At 76.7% G+C, this 17,232-nt stretch carries 14 protein-coding genes; 13 read left to right on the top strand and 1 reads right to left on the bottom strand.

Annotation, left to right across the window (positions count from 1 at the left end):
* Positions 1-50 precede the first annotated feature (50 nt).
* The 10 genes from RSE42_RS07215 (at position 51) to RSE42_RS07170 (ending at position 13,033) form a co-directional block, all read left to right on the top strand.
* On the top strand, positions 51-1,268 hold the full coding sequence (locus RSE42_RS07215; RefSeq protein ID WP_021482025.1) for a toxic anion resistance protein: 1,218 nt from the start codon (positions 51-53) through the stop codon (positions 1,266-1,268).
* Positions 1,269-1,321: 53 nt separating this feature from the next.
* Positions 1,322-1,888, top strand: a complete 567-nt coding sequence (locus tag RSE42_RS07210; RefSeq protein WP_061268560.1) for a hypothetical protein — start codon at positions 1,322-1,324, stop codon at positions 1,886-1,888.
* On the top strand, positions 1,885-3,564 hold the full coding sequence (locus RSE42_RS07205; protein WP_415298402.1) for an AAA family ATPase: 1,680 nt from the start codon (positions 1,885-1,887) through the stop codon (positions 3,562-3,564). The genes RSE42_RS07210 and RSE42_RS07205 overlap by 4 nt, the downstream gene beginning before the upstream one ends.
* The gene (locus RSE42_RS07200) at positions 3,561-4,919 is read left to right on the top strand and encodes a hypothetical protein (RefSeq protein ID WP_415298401.1); all 1,359 of its coding nucleotides are present in this window, start codon (positions 3,561-3,563) and stop codon (positions 4,917-4,919) included. Before RSE42_RS07205 ends, RSE42_RS07200 begins: the two co-directional genes overlap by 4 nt.
* On the top strand, positions 4,916-5,956 hold the full coding sequence (locus RSE42_RS07195) for a glutamate ABC transporter substrate-binding protein (protein ID WP_255438103.1): 1,041 nt from the start codon (positions 4,916-4,918) through the stop codon (positions 5,954-5,956). Before RSE42_RS07200 ends, RSE42_RS07195 begins: the two co-directional genes overlap by 4 nt.
* Positions 5,953-7,059, top strand: a complete 1,107-nt coding sequence (locus RSE42_RS07190) for a hypothetical protein (protein ID WP_255438102.1) — start codon at positions 5,953-5,955, stop codon at positions 7,057-7,059. The genes RSE42_RS07195 and RSE42_RS07190 overlap by 4 nt, the downstream gene beginning before the upstream one ends.
* Complete coding sequence (locus RSE42_RS07185) at positions 7,056-9,407, top strand: serine/threonine-protein kinase (protein ID WP_085388173.1); 2,352 nt, start codon at positions 7,056-7,058, stop codon at positions 9,405-9,407. Before RSE42_RS07190 ends, RSE42_RS07185 begins: the two co-directional genes overlap by 4 nt.
* The gene (locus RSE42_RS07180; protein WP_415298398.1) at positions 9,404-10,699 is read left to right on the top strand and encodes a PP2C family serine/threonine-protein phosphatase; all 1,296 of its coding nucleotides are present in this window, start codon (positions 9,404-9,406) and stop codon (positions 10,697-10,699) included. The genes RSE42_RS07185 and RSE42_RS07180 overlap by 4 nt, the downstream gene beginning before the upstream one ends.
* A gap of 70 nt (positions 10,700-10,769) precedes the next feature.
* Positions 10,770-12,053: a VWA domain-containing protein gene (locus RSE42_RS07175; protein ID WP_021483252.1), complete on the top strand. Its 1,284-nt coding sequence runs from the start codon at positions 10,770-10,772 to the stop codon at positions 12,051-12,053.
* On the top strand, positions 12,050-13,033 hold the full coding sequence (locus RSE42_RS07170) for an FHA domain-containing protein (RefSeq protein ID WP_415298396.1): 984 nt from the start codon (positions 12,050-12,052) through the stop codon (positions 13,031-13,033). The genes RSE42_RS07175 and RSE42_RS07170 overlap by 4 nt, the downstream gene beginning before the upstream one ends.
* A gap of 7 nt (positions 13,034-13,040) precedes the next feature.
* Here RSE42_RS07170 and RSE42_RS07165 read toward each other — a convergent pair whose 3' ends face one another.
* Positions 13,041-13,526 carry an Hsp20/alpha crystallin family protein gene (locus RSE42_RS07165; RefSeq protein WP_369824872.1) on the bottom strand — a complete coding sequence of 162 codons (486 nt, stop codon included), beginning with the start codon at positions 13,524-13,526 and terminating at the stop codon, positions 13,041-13,043.
* A 338-nt stretch (positions 13,527-13,864) separates the two neighbouring features.
* Between RSE42_RS07165 and RSE42_RS07160 the strand changes: the two genes are divergently transcribed.
* From RSE42_RS07160 to RSE42_RS07150, 3 genes are read left to right on the top strand one after another with little or no spacing between them, the layout of a single operon-like run.
* Positions 13,865-14,578 carry a biotin transporter BioY gene (locus RSE42_RS07160; RefSeq protein ID WP_415298394.1) on the top strand — a complete coding sequence of 238 codons (714 nt, stop codon included), beginning with the start codon at positions 13,865-13,867 and terminating at the stop codon, positions 14,576-14,578.
* Between the two features lie 20 nt (positions 14,579-14,598).
* Positions 14,599-15,996, top strand: coding sequence for a class I adenylate-forming enzyme family protein (locus tag RSE42_RS07155; protein WP_415298392.1), 1,398 nt, complete (start codon positions 14,599-14,601; stop codon positions 15,994-15,996).
* Positions 15,993-17,204: a thiolase family protein gene (locus RSE42_RS07150; RefSeq protein WP_415298390.1), complete on the top strand. Its 1,212-nt coding sequence runs from the start codon at positions 15,993-15,995 to the stop codon at positions 17,202-17,204. The genes RSE42_RS07155 and RSE42_RS07150 overlap by 4 nt, the downstream gene beginning before the upstream one ends.
* Positions 17,205-17,232 lie beyond the last annotated feature (28 nt).

Below are 17,232 nucleotides of genomic sequence, written 5' to 3'. Positions count from 1 at the left end.
TCCACCCGCCACCGACGGCGTCCGACGGCACGCACGAGCGAAGGACCGACATGACCGAGGCAGCACCGCTCCAGCCCCCCGCCCCGACGGAGACGCTCACGCTCAGCGCCCCGGAGCCCGTCAAGCCGGTCGCGGCCACCCAGGCCCCGGCGCTCGCGCCGCGCATCGACGAGGCGGCCATCCCGGGTCTCGAGTCGAAGGTGTCGTCCTACCTCGACCAGCTCCTGACCACGGACACCCGCTCCCCCGAGTTCGGCGCGAAGGCGGACGACGTCCGCAAGATGGGCGACAAGGACATCCGCGCCGCGGCCGACGTCTCCAACCGCATGCTGGAGATGCCGGTCAAGGAGCTGCGCGAGGGCGGCGTGTCCGACAGCTCGAAGGTGAGCAAGTCGCTGCTCGAGCTGCGCCGCACCGTGGAGGACCTCGACCCGAGCGAGGCGAGCGTCGGCAAGAAGTTCCTGGGCCTCATCCCGTTCGGCGGGAAGCTCCAGGACTACTTCCGCCGCTACGAGAGCTCGCAGAAGCAGCTCAACGCGATCGTCCAGTCGCTGTACAACGGCCAGGACGAGCTCCGCAAGGACAACGCGGCGCTCAACCTGGAGAAGCAGAACCTCTGGGACACGATGGCGCGGCTCAACCAGTACATCTTCATCGCTGAGCGCCTCGACACCGAGCTGTCCACGAAGATCGCGGAGATCGAGGCGAGCGACCCGGAGCGGGCCCAGGCGCTGCGCGAGGACGTGCTGTTCTACGTGCGCCAGAAGCACCAGGACCTGCTCACGCAGCTCGCGGTGTCCATCCAGGGCTACCTCGCGATGGACATCATCATGAAGAACAACCTCGAGCTGATCAAGGGCGTCGACCGCGCGACGACCACGACGATCTCGGCGCTGCGCACCGCCGTCATCGTGGCGCAGGCGCTCGCGAACCAGAAGCTCGTGCTCGACCAGATCACGGCGCTCAACACGACGACGTCGAACATGATCGCGTCGACCTCGAAGATGCTGGCGGACCAGTCGGCGAGCATCCAGCAGCAGGCGGCGAGCGCGACCGTCGGGCTCCCGCAGCTCCAGCAGGCGTTCGCGAACATCTACGCGACGCTCGACTCGATCTCGACGTTCAAGACGCAGGCGCTCGACTCCATGGCGCAGACCATCGGCGTCCTGGAGACGGAGACGACGAAGGCGAACGAGTACCTGGACCGTGCGCGCCGCTCCGACCAGTCGCAGGCGGGCAGCGGCTCGCTCGACATCGGCCGGCTGTGACGCGCCGTCCCCCGACCACCCCTCCCCGCACCACAGATCGGACCCCGAGCTAGATGGGCTGGTTCTCCGACGTGATCGGCCGCCTCGGCGGCCGGTCCTCCGCGCCCGAGCCCGAGCACGAGCTGCCGGCCCCGCCCACGTCGACCGACATCCTCGCGTCGGTCGAGCGGGTCGAGCAGCAGATCGAGGGGCGCGTGCCGCCCGCCGTGACGGCGCGCGTGCACCGCATCACCGGCACGGTCGAGGAGATGGTCCCGCGCCTCGACCGTCTCGGCGGCGGGTCGCAGCAGGCGCACACGGTCGTCGCGACGGCGACGAGCTACCTGCCCGAGGCCGTCGGCGCCTACCTGCGCCTGCCGCGCGACTTCGCCGACCGACGGGTCGTCGCGCAGGGCAAGACGTCGCTCATGCTGCTGTGCGACCAGCTCGACCTGCTCGGCGTGACGCTCGACAAGATCTCCGACGCCGTGTCGCGGGCCGACGCTGCGGCCCTCGTCGCGCACGGCGCGTTCCTCGCGGAGAAGTTCCGCGACTCGTCGATCGCGCTCGACCCCGGCGCGGGCCGGGGCACGCCGCAGCCGGGTCCGCCGTCGGAGCCCGGACGACTGGAGGCACCGTGACCACCCCGGACACCCCGACCCTCGCGGCGGCGCTCGACGCGCTGGACGCCGCCGCGCGTGCCGCGGGCGTCGACGAGGAGGCCGCCCGCGACGAGGGCGCGCGCCTCGCCGCGGCCGTCGCCGAGTCCTCCCCGGGCGCCCCGGCGGCGTGGCTCGCCGCGCTGGGCCACGACCCGGCGGCGACTGGCGCGTTCTTCACCGCGGCGTCGAGCGCCCGGCGCTGGCGCACGTCCCCGACCGACGTCCTCGCCGCTCTCGGGGCGGCGCGCTCGAAGCACGCGACGGCGTACGGGCAGGCGCTCGCCGACGTCGCCCGCGCGGCTGCGCGCCTCGGCTCCCCCGGCCCGCACGTCGCCGGGGCCGCCGCCTCGACCGCCGCGGTCCAGCAGGCCGGAGCCGGCCCGGTGGCCGCCCCTGCTGCGACCCACGCGCCAGCAGGCCCGACGTCCGCCGCGGGCGGCCCGCTCGCCGCACCCCGCACGACGGGCAGCGCGGACCCGTTCGACCTCGGCGACCTGCTCGCCGCGCAGGGCTCGCTCGACGCGCTGCGCCGCCCGGCCCCCGAGGTCCCGTCCGTCGCGTCGATCCTCGACGCGCTCGGTGCGCGCGGGACCGGGGGCGGGACCGCGCCGTCCGGCACGACGCCCGCCCCGCCGTCGGGCACGACGGCGGACGCGACCGCCGGGAGCGCGGAGACGGCCACGGAGACCGCCGCGGAGGCGACGGTCGAGGAGGAGCCCGCGCGCTCGATCGAGGAGCTGCTCGCCGAGCTCGACGCGCTCACGGGCCTCACGCGCGTCAAGGACGAGATCCACCGCCAGACGGAGCTCCTGCGCGTCGAGAAGCTGCGCACCGACGCGGGCCTGACCCGCCCCACGCTCACACGGCACCTCGTGTTCCTCGGCAACCCGGGCACGGGCAAGACGACGGTCGCGCGGCTCGTCGCGGGCATCTACCGCGCGCTCGGTCTGCTCGAGAAGGGCCACCTCGTCGAGGTCGACCGCTCGGAGCTCGTCGCGGGCTACCTCGGGCAGACGGCCGTGAAGACGTCGGAGGTGGTCGCGACCGCGCTCGGCGGCGTCCTGTTCGTCGACGAGGCGTACGGGCTCGCGGAGGACCAGTACGGCGCCGAGGCGATCAACACGCTCGTCAAGGACATGGAGGACCACCGCGACGAGCTCGTCGTCATCGTGGCGGGCTACCCCGGCCCGATGGCCGACTTCCTCGCGACGAACCCCGGCCTCGAGTCGCGGTTCTCCACGACCATCACGTTCGAGGACTACGCCGACGCCGAGCTGCGCGACATCTTCGCGAGCATGGCCTCCCGGGCGGACTTCGAGCCGACCCCCGAGGCGCTCGACGTCTTCGCCCGGCTCGCCGCGGCGCAGCCGCGCACCGAGGGGTTCGGCAACGCGCGCTGGGCCCGCAACGTGCTCGACGCCGCGATCGCGCGCCACGCGTGGCGGCTCAAGGACGTCGACGCCCCGACGATCGACGAGCTGCGCCTGCTCCTGCCCGTCGACCTCGTGGACGGCGAGGGCGCTCCCGCGCTCCTCGCGACGCTCGACCCGCCGGCACCCGAGGACGCGCCGGCCGAGTCCCCTGCCCCCGAGACCGCCGACGGCACCGACGACGCACCCGACACCGCACCCTCCAGCGCCGAGGAGAACGCATGACGACCACCCCGGTCCGCCCGGCGGGCCAGCAGATCGTCCCGGCCGGCGGACCCGCGCCGGGCGGTGCCCTGACCGCCCCGGGCGGGGGCGCCGTCGTCCCGCAGGGGTCGCATGGCGCCGCCGTGTCCCGCGCGCGCGGCGCGCTGCGACGGACGCCCGGCAAGCTGCGCCTCGTCATGGCGCTGTGCGTGCTCGCCGCGCTCGCGCTCGGCGTCCTCGGGTTCCAGGCCGGCAGCCTCCAGTCGCGCGCCCTCGCCGCGGCGAGCGAGGACGCGGCCCAGCTCGTCGGGGTCCAGGAGGTCCGCAACGCGCTCGTCGCCGCGGACGCGACCGCGACCGGGGCGTTCCTCGTCGGGGGCCTCGAGCCCGCCGACCAGCGCGCGCGGTACGACGAGCTCGTCGACCAGGCCGCGAACCGCCTCGCCACGCTCTCGGGCAGCAACGAGGCGGACGCCGCGCTGCTGGGTCAGGTGGCCGCCGACCTCACGGTCTACACGGGCCTCGTCGAGCAGGCGCGCGCCACCAACCGGCAGGGCTTCCCCGTCGGGTCCGCGTACCTCGACCAGGCCTCGACGATCCTGCGCGAGCAGATGCTCCCCGCGCTCGACGAGGTCGTGCTCGACGACGCCGACCGCGTCGCCGCGGACTTCTCGGGCGTGCGCAACGCGCTGTGGGTGCTCGCGGCCGGCCTGCTGGCCCTCGCCGTGCTCCTCGCGAGCCAGGTCTGGCTCGCGCGGCGCACGCACCGCGTGCTCAACGTGGGGCTCGCCGTCGCCACGGCCGTGCTGCTCGTCGTGGGCGTCGTCTCGACGGTCCTGCTCTCCCAGGCGAGCGCCCGCGCGCACGACGTGCGGACCGGCCCGTACGCAGCGACGCTCGCCGCGTCGCAGGCGTACTCGCTCGCGAACGACGCGAAGTCCATGGAGGCGTTCACGCTCATCAAGCGCGGCTCGGGGCAGACGTACGAGGAGTCGTTCGTCGCCGCGACGGACGACGCGGCGGCACGCCTCGACACCGCGGCGGCCGAGGGCAACCTCGACGGGACGACGGCGCAGGCGCTCGACGCCTGGGTCGCGCGGCACGCCGAGATCCGCGCGCTCGACGACGCGGGCCAGTGGGACGACGCGGTCGCCCTCGCGACCGCGACCGACCCCGAGAGCCCCAACGCCGCGTTCGACGCGTTCTCGGCCGCGGCGCGCGACGACATCGAGACCCACGCCGCCGCGACGAGCGACCGCCTCGACGGCGCGGCGACGACGGCCACCGTCGCGGGCTGGCTGCTGCTCGCGGCAGGGCTCGTCGCGGCGCTGCTCGCCTGGCGCGGCGTGACGGCACGACTGGAGGAGTACCGGTGACCACGACGCCCGCCCCCCACGCCCGGCCCGCCGGGACCCGCCGCACCGGCACGCGCGCGCGCCGCACCGGCGTCGTCACGACCGGGCTGGCCTCGGCGCTCGTCGCGCTGCTGACGCTCGGCGCGTGCTCCGGGCCGTCCGGCGCGGAGGACCTGCGCCTGACGACCACCCCGCAGGACGAGTCGGCCACGGAGTCCCCCGCGGCACCCGCCGCACCCGCCGAGTGCGCCGAACCGCTCGCCTCGTACGCGCCCGAGGGCGCGCTGCCCGGCCCGGACGCCCTGCCCGGCGGCAGCACCATGGCCGCGATCCGCGACCGCGGCGCGCTCGTCGTCGGCGTCTCGGCGGACACGCTGCTCATGGGCGCGCGGAACCCGCTGTCCGGCCAGATCGAGGGCTTCGACATCGACGTGCTGCACGAGGTGTCGCGCGCGATCTTCGGCGACCCCGACCGGCTGCAGTTCCGCGTCATCACGTCGGGGCAGCGGCTCGAGGTGCTCGAGAACGGCGAGGTCGACCTCGTGGCGCGCGCGTTCACCATCAACTGCGAGCGCTGGGAGTCCATCGCGTTCTCCGCGGAGTACTACCACGCGGGGCAGAAGGTGCTCGTCACGCGCGACTCGACCGCGAACGGGATCGCGGACCTCGAGGGTCAGCGCGTGTGCGCGCCCGAGGGCACGACGACGCTCACGCGCCTCGAGCAGTTCTCCGGCATCGAGCCCGTCCCGGCGACCACGCACACGCAGTGCCTCGTGCTGTTCCAGCAGGGCAAGGTCGATGCCATCACGGGTGACGACACGATCCTCGCGGGCTTCGCGGCCCAGGACCCGTACGCGAAGGTCGTCGGCGAGGCGATCAGCGACGAGCCCTACGGCATCGGCGTCCCGGCGCAGAACGTCGACATGGTGCGGTTCGTCAACGGCGTGCTGGAGCAGATGAAGGCCGACGGGCGCTGGGCCGCGATCTACGGCGAGTGGCTCGGCGGCCTCGGCCCGGCCCCGACCCCGCCGGCCGCGGTGTACGGCCGCACGCCGTGACGCGCATCCCCGCACCCGAGGCGCCGGGACGGCTCGGCGAGGCGATCCCCGCCGCCGACCTCCTGGCGTACCTCGGCGCGCTCGAGACCTGGCTCGACGAGCGCCGCACCGAGCTCGACCGGCTCGACGCCGCCGCGCAGGCCGCCGCGACGCCCGACGCCTACACCGCCGACCTCGTGCTCGCGCTGTCGCTGTGGCAGGCGATCCGCTCGCGCGCCGACGAGATCCGGCCCGTGTGGGACTCGGGCCGGGCCGACGCCGTCGCGCGCGAGAAGATCTCCCAGCTCCTGTGGGGCCGGCTCGACTCGGGCTCGGGCGCCGCGCTCGTCTCGCTCGTCGAGGCGGTCAAGCTGTGCGACGCGCTCGTCGTGCAGCTGCGCACGCGCCTGTCCTTCGACCCGCACACGGCCGACCAGGTCGCACGGCTGCGCGGCGTGCGCGCCGAGCTCGTGCGCTGCGAGGACCTCGCGGGCTCGGACGCCGACGCGCGCGGGCGCGTCGAGACCCTCCGCGGGCGCCTCGACCACCTCGTCGCGCAGGCTGCGCGCGGCGCCGACGTGTCGGGCCCGCTCGCGGAGCTCGAGACCGAGGTCGCGCGCGCCGAGCGCGACCTCATCGTCGCGTCCGCGCAGCGCCGCGAGCTGCGCCGCGACCGCGCCCGCACCGAGGAGCAGCGCGCCGCGCTCGAGGCGCGCGAGCCCGCCCTGCGCGAGCTCGTCGCGCGCTGCCGCCGCGAGATCGCGCACCCGCCGCGGCTCGCCGTCCCCGACGTCTCGCGCCTCGGCCCCGTGCCCGACTCGCGGTTCGAGCTCGACGCCTACGCGGCCCGGCTCGCGACCGTGGCCCGCGCCGTCGAGACCGTCGAGGACGCCTACACCCGTCCCCTGCGCGCCCGCGCCGAGCTGCGGTACAGCCTGGAGCGGCTCGCCGCGCGGGCCGACGCGAACGGCCGCTCGGCGTCCCCCACGGTGCGCTCGGGCCTCGCCGAGGCGCGCGAGGCCGTCGAGACGACGCCGTGCGACGTGACGCTCGCGCGGTTCCTCGTCGAGCAGTACCAGTTCCTCACCCGCGACCTGCCCACCCCGGAAGGAGCGTCGTCGTGACGACCACCGCGACCGTCCCGTGCTCGGAGCCCGGCTGCCCGGGCACCATCGAGGACGGCTACTGCAACGTCTGCGGCGCGCCCGCGGGCGGCTCCGGCACCACGCCGACTCCCGCCGCGAGCGGCACCACCGGCGTGCCCGCGCCCGGGAGCGCGGCCGCCGCCTCGCCGTCCGCCATGCTCGGCACCGGGTTCGTGCAGGGCCGCCCGGGCACCGCCGGGGCGGGCGACCCCGACGCCGAGCGCTCCACGCGCACCGGCCGCACGAGCTCGAGCCGCCTCGCGTCGACCGCGCTCGGCTCCGCGCGCACCGCCGCGACCGGCTCCAAGGCGACCCGCCGCGTCGGAACGTCCTCGACGCGCCTGCGCGGGCGTGGCCTCGGCGCGGGCCTCACGACGGTCCCGTCGGTGCCCGTCCGGGACCCGCTGCAGTCCGTCATGGCCGTGCCCGAGGTCGCCGAGCGCAAGCGCTTCTGCCCCGCGTGCGGCGAGAAGGTGGGCCGCGGGCGCGACGGGCAGCCCGGCCGCACCTCCGGGTTCTGCCCCCACTGCGGCAACCGGTTCGACTTCACGCCGCAGCTGAAGCCGGGCGACCTCGTGGGCGGCCAGTACGAGGTCGTGGGCTGCCTCGCGCACGGCGGCCTCGGCTGGATCTACCTCGCGCGCGACCAGAACGTGTCCGGCCGGTGGGTCGTGCTCAAGGGCCTGCTCAACTCCGGCGACCCCGACGCGTACGCGGCGGCGATCTCGGAGCGCCAGTTCCTCGCGGAGGTCGAGCACCCGCTCATCGTCGAGATCTACAACTTCGCGATGCACGACGGCGCCGGCTACACCGTCATGGAGTACGTCGGCGGCGAGTCGCTCAAGGAGATCCTCCAGCAGCGCCGGGAGGACAACAACGGCGTCATCGACCCGATGCCCGTGGACCAGGCCCTCGCCTACGTACTCGCGATCCTGCCCGCGTTCGCGTACCTGCACGACCACAACCTGCTGTTCTGCGACTTCAAGCCGGAGAACGTCATCCAGCAGGGCGACGGCGTGAAGCTCATCGACCTCGGCGGCGTGCGCCGCACCGACGACCTCACGTCCGCGATCTTCGGCACGGTCGGCTACCAGGCGCCCGAGGTCGCGGAGGTCGGGCCGTCGGTCGCGTCCGACATCTACACGATCGGCCGCACCCTCGCGACGCTCGTCCTCGACTTCCGCGGGAACACGACGACGTACGTCGCGTCGCTCCCGCCCGTCGCGGACACCCCGGTGTTCCAGCAGTACGACTCGTTCTACCGCCTGCTCGCCAAGGCGTGCGCGCTCGACCCGGCGGACCGGTTCGCGACCGCGGACGAGATGCGCACCCAGCTCCTCGGCGTCCTGCGGGAGGTCGTGGCGGCCGACGCCGGCCCGGGCAACCCCGCGCTGCACTCCGCGGCCTCGGTCCTGTTCGAGGCGCCGGTCGCGGACGTCGCGTCCCGCCCGCTCGCCTGGGACGAGCTGCCGACGCTGCGGCGCGACGACCACGACCCCATGGCGAGCTGGCTCGCCGGGGTCAACGTCGTGGACCCGGACGCGCGCCTCGCGGCGCTCGCCGACGCGCCCGAGGACACGGTCGAGGTGCGCCTCGCCCGTGCGCGCGCCGCGATCGAGGCGGAGCGGTTCGACGTGCTGCGCGACACGATCGCGACCATCCTCGCGGACGACCCCTGGGAGTGGCGCGCCGCGTGGATCGGCGGCCTCGGCGAGCTCGCGCAGGGCGACCCGGTCGCGGCGCGCGCGTCCTTCAACGCCGTCTACGGGCAGGTGCCGGGCGAGCTCGCGCCCAAGCTCGCTCTCGCCGCGGCCTGCGAGCTGAGCGGCGAGCCCGACATCGCCGAGTCGCTCTACGTGATCTGCGCGCGCACCGACGCGAACTACACCGCGCCGGCCGCGTTCGGGCTCATGCGCGTGCGCGAGGCGCGCGGCGACCTCGACGGCGCGCTGCACGCGCTCGACCTCGTCGGCCCGACGCGCGGGTCGTACGTCGAGTCCCGCACCCTCCGCGCGCACCTGCTCGCCGCCTCGGGCCGCGGGCTGCCCGCGCTCGCCGACGCCATGGCGAGCGTCTCGACCGTCGCGATCGCGCCGCGCGAGCGGGCCGAGCTCGCGGTGGGCGTCCTGCGCTCCGCGCTCGACACCGTGACGGCCTCCGGCCCGGAGCCGACCACGCGCATCGCGGGCGTGCCCGCCGACGAGCCCGCGCTGCGCGACGCGCTCGAGGGCGCGTACCGCGAGCTCGCGTCGCTCACCGACTCGCGGGACGAGCGCATCACGCTCGTGGACCGCGCGAACGAGGTGCGCCGGTGGACGATCCGATGAGCGACTCCCCGGCGCCCGTGCCCGCACCACCGGTGCCCGGCGGCACGGTGGCGGAGCCGAGCGGCGTGCTCGCGTGCCCGGCGTGCGGGGAGCCGTCGCCCGAGGGCGCCCGGTTCTGCGAGGCGTGCGGAACCCCGCTCGCCCCGCTCCCGACGGCGACGGACCTGGCCGCCGGGACCGGAGCTGCCGCGGACCTCGCGACCGACGCCGCGACGGACCCCGCAGCAGCCGGGACCGGCGACGGCGGGCCCGGTCCCGACGCCGGGACCGACACCGGGACCGCCGTGCCGTCCGGCGAGGCCTCCGCCGAGACCGACGGCACCGAGAGCGGCACGCGCCCCTGCGTGCGCTGCGGCGGCCGGGTCGCCGAGGACGGGTACTGCACCGAGTGCGGCGAGCCCGCGGCGTCGGAGCGCGACCACTGGGCCGAGCGGCCCGCGAGCTGGGTCGCGGGCGTGTGCGACCGCGGCGTGCGGCACTCGCGCAACGAGGACGCGATGGCCCTGGCGGCGAGCCCGTCCGCGACCGCCGAGCGGTCGTTCGCGGCGCTCGTCGTGTGCGACGGCGTGTCCTCCGCGCCCGACTCCGACGTCGCGAGCCTCGCCGCGGCGCGCGCCGCGCGCGACGTGCTCGCGGCGCGCGGCCCCGACGGGCCCGACCCCGTGACCGGCGAGGCCTCGGCGCGCATGGGCGCGTGGTCCGCGCTCCTCGGCGACGCGTCGCGCGCGGCGCAGGACGCGATCCTCGCGACCGTGGGCACGATGGCCGACCGCGAGAACCCGCCGTCGTGCACGTTCGTCGCGGCCGTCCTCGACGGGCCGCTCGTCGTGGCGGGCTGGGTGGGCGACTCGCGCGCCTACTGGGTCCCGGACGACGGCGACGCGCACCAGCTCAGCGTGGACGACTCGTGGGCGCAGGAGATGATCGCGCAGGGCGTGCCGCGCGCCCAGGCGGAGACGTCGCCGCAGGCGCACGCCATCACGCGCTGGCTCGGCCCCGACGCCCCCGACCCGGTGGCCCGCACGGCCGCGACCCTGCCCGACCGCGACGGCTGGCTGCTCGTGTGCTCGGACGGCCTGTGGAACTACTGCTCCCCCGCGGCCGACCTGGCGGCCCTCGTGCGCAGCACGCAGGACCGCGTCGGCGACGACCCGCAGATGCTCGCGGGCGCGCTCGTCGACTGGGCGAACGCCCAGGGCGGCCGGGACAACATCACGGCGACGCTCGCCCGGTTCTCCCGGGCGTCGTCCGCGACCCCGCCACCGCCCCCGGCGGACCCCGCCACCGCCTGACGCGCACCGCGCGTCGGGCCCCGACGACCCGATAGCCTGCACGAACACCCGCACCACCGAAGGAGCCCCCATGGCCGAGTTCGCCGCCGAGGTCTACCAGAACGAGTTCCTGTCCGAGGGCGCGACGGACGTCCACGCGATCGTCACCGTGACGTGCCGCGGCGCCGGGAGCGCGGGGAGCGCCGGCGGCGCGGGCGGGGTGGCCGAGATCATCATGGTCGACACGTCGGGGTCGATGTCGGGGCGCAACATCGAGGCCGCGAAGCACGCCGCCCAGGTCGCGGTCGACCAGATCCTCGACGGCACGTGGTTCGCGATCGTCGGCGGCAGCCACGTCGCGAACCGTGCGTTCCCCTACCCGAACGCCCGCATGGCCATGGTGCAGATGGAGCCGGGCGCGCGCGCCGAGGCGAAGCGCGCGATCTCGATGCTCACGCCCGGCGGCGGCACGGCGATGAGCACGTGGCTGCGCCTCGCGGACCAGCTCTTCGCGACGGTGCCGCAGGCGACGCAGCGGCACGCGATCCTGCTCACCGACGGCAAGAACGAGTCCGAGCCCCGCGCCAACCTCTCGGCCGCGGTGCGGGACGTCACGGGCCACTTCCAGTGCGACGCGCGCGGCGTCGGCTCGCGCTGGCAGGTCGACGAGCTGCGCGAGATCTCCACCGCGCTGCTCGGCACGGTGGACCTCATCGCGGACCCGAACGAGATCGCCGCCGACTTCGAGAAGCTCATGCAGGCCTCCATGGCGCGCGGCGTCGCTTCCGCGGACCTGCGCGTGTGGGCCCCGCAGGGCTCGCAGGTGCTGTTCGTCCGCCAGGTCGCCCCGACGGTCGAGGACCTCACGCACCGCCGGGCCGAGGTCAACCCGCTCACGGGCGCGTACCCGACCGGGTCGTGGGGCGACGAGTCGCGCGACTACCACGTCGCGGTCCGCGTGGCCTCGAAGCCCGTCGGCTCCGAGCAGCTCGCGGCGCGCGTCCAGCTCGCCGTGAACGGCGAGGTCGTGTCCTCGGGCCTGGTCAAGGCGAAGTGGTCCGACGACGAGTCGCTCACCACGCGCATCAACCCCGAGGTCGCGCACTACACCGGCCAGACCGAGCTCGCCGCGGCGATCCAGGAGGGCCTCGCGGCCAAGGCCTCGGGCGACGAGGCGACGGCGACCGTCAAGCTCGGGCGCGCCGTCCAGCTCGCGCAGCAGACCGGGAACGAGGAGGCGACGTCGCGCCTGCGCAAGGTCGTCGAGATCGACGACGAGGAGCACGGCACCGTACGGCTCAAGCGCAACACGTCGACGCTCGACGAGATGGCGCTCGACACCGCCTCGACGAAGACGACGCGGGTGCGTCGGTGAGCGCCGTCGTCTGCCCCAACGGGCACCCCTCGGAGTCGACCGACTACTGCGACGTGTGCGGCGAGCCCATCGCCGCGGCGTCCGCACCCGCGGCGCCCCCGGCGGGCGCGTCGTCCCCGGCACCGGGCGCGCCGTCCGGCACCCCGGCGCAGCCCCTCGAGTGCCCGAACTGCGGCTCGCCCGCCCCGGCCGGTGCGCTGTTCTGCGAGAACTGCGGCTACGACTTCACCACGGGCGCCCTGCCCGACCCGGTGGAGCCCGCGTCGGCGCTCTCGCTCGACCCGCCGTCGCGCCCCACGCCGGCGACCCCGGCCGCACCCGCCGCCGCACCGGCCGCACCCGCCGCACCGGAGGCAGGCGTCGCGTCGGGCGCGACGCCGCCCCCGCTCCCGGCCCCGGCCGCGACGCCCGCGTCCGCGGCCACCCCGCCGCCCGGCGCCTCCGCACCGCTCGAGGCTCCGGCGTCGACCCCGGCCCCCGGGACCGCCGCGGGTGCGCAGCCCGGCGGTGAGCCCGCCGACCCGGCCTCTCCCGCGCCGTCGGGCGCGCACCTCCCGACGCCGCCCGTGCCCGGGCCGGACCAGTGGGTCGTCGAGATCTGGATCGACCCCGACTGGTACGCGGCCCAGCAGCCCGAGGACCCCATGCCGTCGGCGGGCCTGCCGGGGCTCGTGGTGCTGCGCGAGCGCAGCGTGCTCGTGGGGCGCCCGTCGGTCTCGCGCGGCATCCACCCGCAGGTCGACTGCGGCGCGGACACCGGGGTCTCGCGACGGCACTGCCAGCTCAGCACGGACGGGCAGCGCTGGTGGGTCGAGGACCTGCAGTCCTCGAACGGCACCTACGTGAGCCCCGCGGGCGAACCGCTCCCGACGGACCCGATCCCCGCCGGCCAGCGACGCGAGCTGGCCGACGGGGACCGCGTGTACCTCGGGGCGTGGACGCGCCTCGTCGTCCGCAAGGCGCTCCCGGGCGAGGCGTGAGCCCGGCTCAGCCCTCCGACGTCTGAGGCTCGGCCTCGGCCGTGATCTGGGTCGCCGCGCCGCCCGCGCGGTGCGCGACCTCGATCCGGCGGGGCCGGGCCTCCTCGGCCACCGGGATCGTCAGCGTCAGCACGCCGTCCTCGTACGACGCCGTGATCTTGTCGAGCGCCAGGCCGCGCCCCACCGTGAGCTGGCGTGCGTACGTGCCGGACGGCCGCTCGCGGGCGAGCCACTGGACGTCCGGGTCGGTCCGGGGGCTGCGCTCGGCGCGGATGGTCAGCGTGCGGTCCTCGACGGACACGTCGATCGTGCCGGGATCGACGCCCGGGAGGTCCATCGTCAGCACGTAGTGGTCCCCGGCGCGGAACAGGTCGAGCGGCATGCCGCCCGAGGCCGCCGAGGCCGCGGTCGCGCGGGCGCCGGACGCGAGCTGGCCGACCAGACGGTCCATCGCGTCGAAGGTGCTCGTGAAGGGGTCGGTCATCGCAGCCACACCTCTCACCTCCTCGTCGCACGGTCCCGGACGGTCCGGGACCGGTCGGTGCTCCCGCGAGGCAGGCACCCCGCGGGCGGCTACAGCTCCTGTTTTAGCACTCTCCCCCCGCGAGTGCCAAGAGGTGCGACGCGCCGTGTCGCCCGGCCGGACAGGCCGGGTTGTGCGGCTCCCACACCGACCCCGCGCCCGCGCCCCGGCGCGGTTGGAGGATCCCTCCAACGCCTTGTGCGATCCGTGCACGGCGGGCCGCGGAGGTGGTCGCGAGCGCCGTCGCCCGACGACCGCCGTCCCGGCCAGAGTGGACACGCCCGACCACCGACAGCAGGGAGCCCGCGATGACCGACGCCCGCACGGAGACGCCCGCCGCCACCCCGTCCGCCACGGCGCCCACCGCCCCGGAGGTGCTGCGCGACGCACCGCGGGACGTGCCCGACCGTCGCCGCGGCCGGTTCGCGCTCGACGCCGGCGACGCCGCGCGGGTCGCGACGTTCGCCGCGCTCCTGGCCGCGCTCGGCCTGCCCGGCTCGATCGCGCTGTTCGGCAACGCGGTGCCCGTGACGCTCCAGACGCTGGGCGTCATGCTCGCGGGGGCGATCCTCGGCGCGTGGCGCGGCTCGCTCGCCGTCGCGACGTTCCTCGCGCTCGCCGCGGCCGGGCTCCCCGTCCTCGCGGGCGGGCGCGGCGGGCTCGGGGCGTTCGTCGGGCCGTCCGCGGGCTACCTCGTCGGGTTCCTCGCCGGCGCGGCCGTCGTCGGCCTGCTCGTCGACCGGCTCCGGCGCGTCACGTTCGCGCCCGTGCTCGTCGCGTGCGTCGTCGGCGGGATCGCGGTCGTCTACGCCGTCGGCATCCCGGTGCAGGCGCTCGTCACGGGCGTGCCGCTGCCCACGACCGCGCAGCTCTCGCTCGCGTTCCTGCCCGGTGACCTGCTCAAGGCGCTCGCCGCCGCCGCGATCACGGTGGGCGTCGTGCGGGCCTACCCCGCGGCCCGTCCCGTCGGGCGCACCGGCCGCGGCGACCGTGCCGCGGCCGACGGCCGCCCCGCCTCCTGAACACCTGCGAGAGTGTCCGCGTGCCCGTCGCCCACCAGGTCCTGACGCACGCCGCCGACCCGGCGGTGCGCGACCGTCCCGCCCTGCGCACGCCCGAGCGGTCGCGCACCTACGCGGCGCTCGCCGCGGACGCGCGCGCGGGCGCGACGCACCTGCGCGCGTCGGGCACGCGACCGGGCGACCTCGTCGCCGTGTCGCTGCCGGACCCGCTCGACCTGCTCACGGCGGTGCTGGCCGTCGACCACCTGGGTGCGACGCCGCTCGTGTGCGACGCCGCCTGGCCGCGCGCCCACCGCGCCGAGGTGCTGCGCACGCTCGCGCCGCGCACGTTCGTCGAGGTGCCGCTGCCGCGCGGGACCGGCACCGCCGACGGCGCGGAGCCGACGCCACCGCACGTCCCCGGTCCCGACGACCTCGCGTGGGCCGGGTTCTCGTCCGGGAGCACCGGCCGCCCGCGCGCGGTCGTGCGCACACGCGCGTCGTGGGCGGGGTCGTTCGACGCGGTCACGCGGCTCCTCGGGCTGCGAGCCACGGACACCGTCCTCGTCCCCGGCCCGCTCGCGTCGTCGCTGTACTGCTTCGCCGCCGTGCACACGCTCGCCGTCGGGGCGTGCGCCGTGCTCACCCGCACGCCGGCCGCGACGACGGCGGCGCTCGCGACGAGCGACGTCGTGCACCTCGTGCCGCAGGTCCTCGACGACGTGCTCGACGCCGTCGCCGCGGGCGCGCCGTCCCGGCTGCGGCACGCGGTCGTCGGCGGGGCGTCGCTCGCGCCCGAGGCGCGGGAGCGGGCCCGGGGCCTCGGCGTCGACGTGCTCGCGTACTACGGCGCCGTCGAGCTGTCGTTCGTCGCCTACGACCCCGACGGGTCCGGGATGCGCGCGTTCCCCGGCGTGGACCTGGCGGTCCGTCCGCTGCCGTCGGCGAGCGTCGGCGAGGTGTGGGTCCGCTCGCCGTGGGTGTCGCGCGGCTACCTCGCACGCGCCACGGGGCCGCTGCGGCGCGACGGCGCGTGGCACACCGTCGGGGACCTCGCCGACCCGGGGCCGGAGCCGCTCGTGCTGCGCGGCCGGGGCGACGGCGCGATCCTCTCGGGCGGCTCGACGGTCGTGCCCGAGGACGTCGAGGTCGTGCTGCGGGCCGTGCCCGGGGTGCGCGACGTCGTCGTGCTCGGCACGGCGCACCGGCGCCTCGGGGCGGTCGTGACCGCCGTCGTGGAGTGCGACGACCGGTCGGGGCTGCGTGCGCACCTCGAGCGGGTCGCCCGTGCGGCGCTCGCGCCGGCCCAGCGACCGCGGCGCTGGTACGGCACGCGCGCGCTGCCGCGGACGCCGTCGGGCAAGCCCGCGCGCGGCGCGGTGAGCGAGGCCCTCGGCGGGACGGACCTCGCGCGGTCGGGCCTGGAGCCGCTGCGGTGACCCGGCACCCGAGCACGTCGACGCGCGGCACGACGGACGCGACGCCCGTGGTGGTCGCCGCGCGCCGCACGTGGATCGGCACCGCGGGCCACGGGCACCGGGCGCTCACCGAGGTGGACCTCGCGGCCGCTGTGCTGCGCGCGACCCTCGACGACGCACGGGCGCACGGCGTCGCTGCCGACGTCGCGGACGTCGTGCTCGGGTGCTGCACGGGCCCCGGCGGGGACGTCGCGCGCGTCGCGGCGCTCGCCGCCGGAGCGGGCGTCGGCGTGCCGGGGCTCACCGTCGACCGGCAGTGCGCGTCGGGCCTCGCGGCCGTGCTCGTCGCGGCGCAACAGGTCCGCGCGGGCGAGGCGGCGCTCGTCCTCGCGGGCGGCACCGAGAGCGCGACGCGCTCGCCCGCGCGGGCCCACCGCACGCCGTGGGGTGACGTCCCGTACGCGCGCGCGGCGTTCGCGCCCGTGCCGTGGGCGGACCCGGGGATGGGCGCCGCCGCCGACGAGCTCGCGCGGCGTCACGGCGTGACCCGCGAGCGCCAGGAGGCGTACGCGGTGCGCAGCCACGCGCGCGCCCGCGCGGCGCACGACGCCGGGCGGTTCGCCGCGGAGACCGTGCGCGTCGGCCGGCCGGGCCGTGCCCTGGAGTGCGACGAGCGCGCGCGCCGCCTCGACCCGGCCGTCGTCGCACGGCTCTCCGCCGCGTTCACCCCCGGCGGGACGGTCACGGCGGCGACGTCGAGCCCGGTGAGCGACGGCGCCGCGGTCGTCGCGGTGGTTCCCGAGGCGGTGCGCCGCGACCGGGGCCTCGCGGGCCTGCGGGTCGTCGCGTCGGCCACCGTGGGCTGCGACCCGGCGCTGCCCGGGTGGGGCCCGGTGCCCGCGGTGCGCGCCGTGCTCGACCGCGCCGGCGCGCGGCTCGACGACGTGGCCGCGGTCGAGGTCGTCGAGGCGTTCGCGGCCCAGGTACTCGCGGTCACTGACGCGCTCGGCCTCGACCCGCTGGGCGACCCGGCGGACGACGCCCGCCTGTGCGCCGACGGCGGCGCGCTCGCGCTGGGCCACCCGTGGGGCGCGAGCGGCGCGGTGTCCGTGGTCCGGCTGTTCTCCCGGCTCGTGCGCGGGGGCGCGCGGGCCGGGACGCTCGGGCTCGCGACGGCGGCGGTCGGCGGCGGCCAGGGCGTCGCGGTGCTCGTGGAGGTGGCGCGGTGATCGCGTGGGCGGCGCGCGCCGTGCGGGG

It is taken from the genome of Cellulosimicrobium sp. SJTW-1 (assembly GCF_047716875.1).
Lineage (GTDB): Bacteria > Actinomycetota > Actinomycetes > Actinomycetales > Cellulomonadaceae > Cellulosimicrobium > Cellulosimicrobium funkei.
Note: the sequence above shows the minus strand (reverse complement) of the source record. Positions and strands in the feature narration are given on the sequence as shown.

What these genes read in the sequence shown, in the direction of transcription:
- RSE42_RS07175 (WP_021483252.1), top strand. Translation starts at nt 10,770, where the DNA reads ATGGCCGAGTTCGCCGCCGAGGTCTACCAGAACGAGTTCCTGTCCGAG.
- RSE42_RS07160 (WP_415298394.1), top strand. Translation starts at nt 13,865, where the DNA reads ATGACCGACGCCCGCACGGAGACGCCCGCCGCCACCCCGTCCGCCACG.
- RSE42_RS07215 (WP_021482025.1), top strand. Translation starts at nt 51, where the DNA reads ATGACCGAGGCAGCACCGCTCCAGCCCCCCGCCCCGACGGAGACGCTC.
- RSE42_RS07180 (WP_415298398.1), top strand. Translation starts at nt 9,404, where the DNA reads ATGAGCGACTCCCCGGCGCCCGTGCCCGCACCACCGGTGCCCGGCGGC.
- RSE42_RS07210 (WP_061268560.1), top strand. Translation starts at nt 1,322, where the DNA reads ATGGGCTGGTTCTCCGACGTGATCGGCCGCCTCGGCGGCCGGTCCTCC.
- RSE42_RS07200 (WP_415298401.1), top strand. Translation starts at nt 3,561, where the DNA reads ATGACGACCACCCCGGTCCGCCCGGCGGGCCAGCAGATCGTCCCGGCC.